The 5,855-nt window shown below is 69.6% G+C and carries 4 protein-coding genes; 2 read left to right on the top strand and 2 right to left on the bottom strand.

The annotated features are described in order from the left end of the window. A partial coding sequence (locus ABFX54_RS50490; RefSeq protein WP_346114356.1) for a DNA-3-methyladenine glycosylase occupies positions 1-550 on the top strand: 550 nt, incomplete at its 5' end. Here the strand turns inward: ABFX54_RS50490 and ABFX54_RS50485 are convergent. Continuing rightward, on the bottom strand, positions 490-891 hold the full coding sequence (locus ABFX54_RS50485) for a PH domain-containing protein (protein ID WP_346114355.1): 402 nt from the start codon (positions 889-891) through the stop codon (positions 490-492). The genes ABFX54_RS50490 and ABFX54_RS50485 overlap by 61 nt on opposite strands. Before the next feature lie 87 nt (positions 892-978). Here ABFX54_RS50485 and tyrS point away from each other — a divergent pair, with 87 nt between their 5' ends. Continuing rightward, a complete protein-coding gene (gene tyrS / locus ABFX54_RS50480) occupies positions 979-2,244 on the top strand; it encodes a tyrosine--tRNA ligase (protein ID WP_346114354.1) in 1,266 nt (421 codons plus the stop codon). Between the two features lie 338 nt (positions 2,245-2,582). On the opposite strand, the gene ABFX54_RS50475 is transcribed toward tyrS, so the two are convergent. Next, positions 2,583-4,079 carry a glycosyltransferase family 39 protein gene (locus ABFX54_RS50475; RefSeq protein WP_346114353.1) on the bottom strand — a complete coding sequence of 499 codons (1,497 nt, stop codon included), beginning with the start codon at positions 4,077-4,079 and terminating at the stop codon, positions 2,583-2,585. Between the last annotated feature and the right edge of the window lie 1,776 nt (positions 4,080-5,855).

The raw sequence follows: 5,855 nt of genomic DNA, 5'->3' as shown, positions 1-5,855 counted from the left end.
CTTCGGCCCCGGCGAGGATCCGGCCGCCCACACCTACCGGGGCAGGACGCCGCGCAACGCCGTCATGTTCGGCCCGCCGGGCCACATCTACGTCTACTTCACCTACGGCATGCACTTCTGCGCGAACCTCGTGTGCCTGCCCGAAGGGCACGGCTCGGCCGTGCTGCTGCGGGCCGGCGAGGTGGTCGCGGGCGCCGCCGAGGCCCGCGCCCGCCGCTCGTCCGGCAAGCCCGTCGCCGATCGCGACCTGGCTCGGGGCCCCGCCCGGCTGGCCGTGGCCCTGGGCCTGCTGCGCGAGCACAACGGCCTCGACGCCGTCCTCGAAGGCTCGCCGTCCGGCCGGCCGCACCAGTCGGCCACCGTCCTGCACGGCCGGCCCGCCGATCCTTCGGCGATCAGGTCAGGGCCGCGCACCGGCGTCTCGACGGCCAAGGACACCCCGTGGCGGTTCTGGATCGACGGCGACCCGACCGTCTCGCCGTACCGCGCTCACGTGCCGCGCCGGCGCAATGCCGCGGCCACCTCCGTGGGGGAGGTGCCCAGCTCTTGAGGGCTGAAGATGTGCAGATAGTCGCCGGTGTCGATCTCCAGCATCTCGCTGCGCAGCCCCCACCGCCTGCGCACGTCCACCTTGACGTCCCAGATCGACTCCCACGGCACGTGCCGCCGGCCCGCGAACCCGTGCACCACCGTGATGCCGCTCTCGTCGGCCGCCAGCCGCACCGGGACGAGCAGGTCGCGCAACCCCATGCCGCCCACCAGAACGGCCGCGGGCACCGCCAGGATCACCCCGCGCAAATCGCCGTCCCACCACCAGTGAACGCCGAGCCCGGCACACACCAGAGCCCCTAAGATCTTGAAAACGGCCAGCTCGCGACGGACCCTCCACATGGGTACACAGCGTATCCAAGTAGCGCCCATGCGCACGGATCGGGCAGGCTAAAGGCACCGACAACGACCCAGGGAAGCCAGATCACCGTGACCGACATCCTTGACGACCTCGCGTGGCGAGGCCTGATCGCCCAGTCCACCGACCTCGACGCGCTGCGCGCGTCCATGGCCGAGGCACCGATCACGGTCTATTCCGGTTTCGACCCCACCGCGCCGTCCCTGCACATCGGCCACTTCGTGCCGCTGCTCACGCTGCGCCGCTTCCAGCTGGCCGGGCACAACCCGATCGGCCTGGTCGGCGGCGCCACCGGCCTCATCGGCGACCCGAGCGGCCGCAACACCGAGCGCTCGCTCAACTCCAGCGAGATCGTCGCCGAGTGGGTCGAACGCCTGCGCGGCCAGGTCAGCAAGTTTCTGGACTTCGACGCCCAGCCCAACCCGGCCCGCCTCGTCAGCAACCTCGACTGGACCGGCGAGCTGAGCGCCATCGACTTCCTGCGCGACATCGGCAAGCACTTCCCGGTCAACCGCATGCTCGCCAGAGAGTCGGTCTCCGCGCGGCTGCAGGGCGAAGGGCTCAGCTACACCGAGTTCAGCTACCAGATCCTGCAGTCCAACGACTACCTGGAGCTCTACCGCCGCTACAACTGCACCCTGCAGATCGGCGGCAGCGACCAGTGGGGCAACATCACCGCGGGCGCCGACCTCATCCGCCGCGTCGAGGGCGGCCACGTCCACGTGCTGACCCAGCCGCTCATCACCAAGGCCGACGGCACCAAGTTCGGCAAGACGGCCGGGGGCGCCCTCTGGCTCGATCCCGAGATGACCTCCCCGTACGCCTTCTACCAGTACTTCCTCAACACCGACGACCGCGACGTGATCCACTACCTCAGGGTGTTCACGTTCCGGAGCCGCGAGGAGATCGAGGCGCTGGAGAAGGCCGTCGCCGAGCGTCCCTTCGCCCGCGAGGCCCAGCGCACGCTGGCCGAGGACCTCACCGAGCTGCTGCACGGCCGGGCGGAGCTGGACGCGGTCGTCGCCGCCTCCAAGGCCCTGTTCGGCCAGGGCTCACTGGAGGACCTGCCGGCCGCCACCCTCGGGGCCGCGCTGGCCGAGGTGCCCAGGGCCGCCATCCCCGAGCTCGGCACCGCCTTCGTTGACCTGCTGGCCGACAGCGGCCTGGTGGAGTCCAAGTCGGCGGCCCGGCGGGCGGTGAAGGAGGGCGGGGCGTACCTCAACAACCGCAAGATCACCGACGAGGCGTACGTGCCCGGGGCGGACGATCTGCTCGGTGGGCGGTACATGGTGCTGCGACGCGGGAAGAAGTCGATCGGCGGCGTCGAGGTCGGCTGACCGCCCCTGCCACACGGGCCCTCCGGCTTGACGCCGGGGGCCCGTTCTCGTGCCGCTCTCGGGCCGTTTCGTACGTGCCGCGTCCACCCGCGACGGTCGCGTCATCCGGCCTTCGCCTCCGGGCCCCCGACCGCCGTCGGCCTGGCCACTGGCAACCTGGCTACCGTCGGCGGCGTGACTACCGATAGCGGCCCGGACCGCCGACGCTGGGGTGACCGCAGACGGCGCGACCGCCGATGGTGGCCTGACTGCCGACGGGCGGTGCGACTGCTGATGGGGGCGTGACTTGGCGCCACCCCCGTTGACCGCGACCGACTGGCGGCTATCGACCGCGTCCCTCACCCCGTTCGAACGCCGTCTCCGTCACCCCGTTCGAACAACGCCACCGTCAGGCCGGGCAGATCCCCCGAATGCTTGGCCAGGCTCAGCTCGAACCCGGCCCGCTCCACCTCCTCGACCCGGGGCACGGCATCCTCCTCAAGCCCCGACTGCTTCGTCCCCCGCCACACGACCCAGACCCGCTCCCGTTCCCTCAGCACGGCCGAGACATCCGACCGTTCCGGATAACCGAACCCGTCCGGCTCCGGTTCGTCGCCCGCCCGCAGGACGTCCACGGGCATGAGGGAGTCGGCGTAGTAGTCGAATCCGGTCCGCAGCTGGCTCTGCCCGTAGACGATGGCGTCCTCGGGCTCGGCCTTGATCACCCGCAGGGCCCACGGGATGTTCTCGAACCGGCCGTTCTCCTCCCGTACGTCGACATGGTCGGGGAAGGCCAGCGCGCACCCCAGCGCCACGACCACCACCCCCGCCACCACGTGGAACCGGGGCAGCGCTGCCACGGCCACCCCGGCCAGCAGCGCCAGCGCGGGAGCCGTCACGAACAGATAGCGATCCACGTACACCGGCGTCACCGCCCACGAGACCACCAGCAGCAGCACCGGCGGCAACACGAGCCACCCCACCAGCACGAACGCCCAGACCCCACCGCTCCGCTCGTCCCCAGCGGACGGGGGGACGGCTGCCCCGTCCGGCCCCGCCCCGGCCCGCAGTGACTTCCCGCCCTGCACCGTCCCCGCCCGTGGCGTTCTCCCGAACAGCACCGCCGCCCCCACCAGCGCCATCACGAACAACACCACTCCGAGCGTGCCCGCCCCCGCCGCCATCTTGGGAAACTTCAACCACACCTCGGGCCCGCGCTCGGGGATCCAGCTGATGGCATGCCGCTCCCCGTACCCGATGAGCCCGAGAACGGCGGCCGGCACACACCCCACAGCCATCGCCACCACCATCCGCACGGCCACGGCCCGTCGCATCAGCAGCACCTGAGCCGGCAGCACGAGCACCGCGAAGAGATGCGTGGAGCACACCAGCGCCACCGCCATCCCGTACACCACCCAGCGCCGCACATCCGGCCTGCCTCCGCTCTCCAAGGCCCGGTGCAACGCCCAGAACGAGAACACGACCGCGGCCGCCGCGAACGCGTACGACCTGGTAAAAGCCCCGTAGTAGGACACCGAAGGCAGGATCGCGAACACCCCTGCCGCGATCACCCCCGCACGCGTGCCGTGCAGCCGACGCCCCAGCTCGACCAGGAACCACGCCGCCACCCCGATCGCCACCGCCGACGGCAGCCGCAACCACAACTCCGCCGTCCCCGCCTTCGCCCAGAAGTGCATGAACAGGTAGTAGGGGAGGAAGTGCCCATCGATGTGGCGGGCCAGCTCGAACATCCCCGCCAGCGAACGGCCGGCGGCGCTGATGGTGGCCAGCTCGTCCCCGTTCAGAGTCGAGGAGCCGCTACCCGAGAACGCGGCCAGCCCGGCGGGCAACGCCATCCACCAAGGGGTTGACGTGCGGGGACGGGCGGTTGGGCGGACTGGGGGAGCTAGTGTGGCGGCAGTGGTCACCGGGGCAGGATACGCGGCAGTGGTCCCGATATATGGCGAAAGTGATCGTCTCCGCCCCTTCTGGCCCGATCAACTCAGGAGGCACCGAGCAACAACTCTCCGGAGCCATCGGGCCAAGACCTCCGACCTCCAGCTTGCTTTCCACCGCGCCACCTGCGAGCGCAGGGATGCAACGAGCGCAGGGATGCAACGAGCGCAGGGATGCAACGAGCGCAGGGATGCAACGAGCGCAGGGAATGCAACGAGCGCAGGGATGCAACGAGCGCAGTACCCCTGTGCGCCAAGGACACACAGCCACCTTGGGCCTCGCACGCCCGCGCTACGAGGGCGCCGTACCTCGGTCCCCACCTCCGCACCCCAGCTCGAGACTCCTGCCCCAGCCCCGGGGTAGCGGGCGCCGCCATCGCCAGCACCGCACCTCCAACCACCACGCTGGCAGAGCCGCCATCGCGGAGGGACCTTGGCAGCACCTGCCACACGCGACCCTCGAAGGGCGCGACACCCTCGCCCAGATCTGGGGAATCGGCAGCACCCGCCGCTGAGCACCGAAACCAGGCTTCCGCACACGGTGCCTGGAAGCGCGCCGCCATGACACGGTGCTTGGGGATCGCCCCGCAAGAACCGATCGCTTCACCAGCACCCCCGGCCTGCTCCTCCGGCAATCCGGTTTGCGCCGGCCCTTTGCGCCGACCTTCTGCGTCACCCCCTGGACCGGCCGTCCTGCGTTGACCGCTCTGCGCTGCCCGCCTTCTGATCAATCGCCACGCCCTGCCCGCAGGCCATGCTTGCCCAGGGGCAGAATCCCGGCAGTCGCCCGAGTCAGTTCGCGAAACCCACCCGCCCTCGTGGAACACCCAACCGAGCCGTCGCAGCACCACCGACACCGTCCGGACTACCCGCACCACCTACATCGACGCTCCCACCAGACGGTTCTGCCCCGATGTGCTCCCACCTGGCAGCCGTCACCCCCCACCACCAGTTGCCGGCCTGGCGAGTAGGCGCGGGGCAGGTGGCCTCGGCATCAGTAGCACCCACGACCGCTCCGACCCGCGTTGCACCACCACCTGGGAGAACCACATCGACCGCGAGCACCTCGCACGCGTCGTCGCACGCGACGACACCAAGGCACCAGGGCACCAGAGCTCCCAGAGCGAAGGGCAGGACACCACGACGTCACCGCCTGCACCGACACGGGGCGCAAAACCGCTCCCAGCGCGCTGACCAGTCAGAACTCTCAAACAGCGGAGACGAGCCACCATCCCCCGGGCGAGTCGATTTGACGTGCCGCAGATCGCGACCTAGTGTTTCTCTTCGCCCCGGGAGTGAGCCGGACGCCGGTCAGGCGGACGGGCCCCAGGGCAAGCCTCTTGATACAACGAGCCACCCGGCAGAGCCGCTTAGGCGTGCTTCAGCATGGGCCGTTGTCCGGGCATGCCGACACTACCGAAAATTCGGTTGATTCGACATGGTCCGGGTGACACGGTAAGTTGCGAGGGTTGCCCCGAAGCCGGGGCGCACAATCTTGGAAGGTCATCCGGCCTCAGATCAAATCGCAAGATTTGACTCGAAGCTAGTCGATCTGCTAAGCTTGCGGAAGACGAGATAGCGCCTTCAAGGCCAGGATCGCTGAATACAGATCCAGACCGAGTTGTACGCGTCCGTTTCTTGAGAACTCAACAGTGTGTTAAAAGCCAGTGCATGATT

Source organism: Nonomuraea maheshkhaliensis (genome assembly GCF_039529435.1).
In the GTDB taxonomy this organism is placed as follows: domain Bacteria; phylum Actinomycetota; class Actinomycetes; order Streptosporangiales; family Streptosporangiaceae; genus Nonomuraea; species Nonomuraea maheshkhaliensis.
The sequence above is the reverse complement of the archived record's forward strand: the minus strand, read 5'-3'. Positions and strand labels throughout refer to the sequence as shown.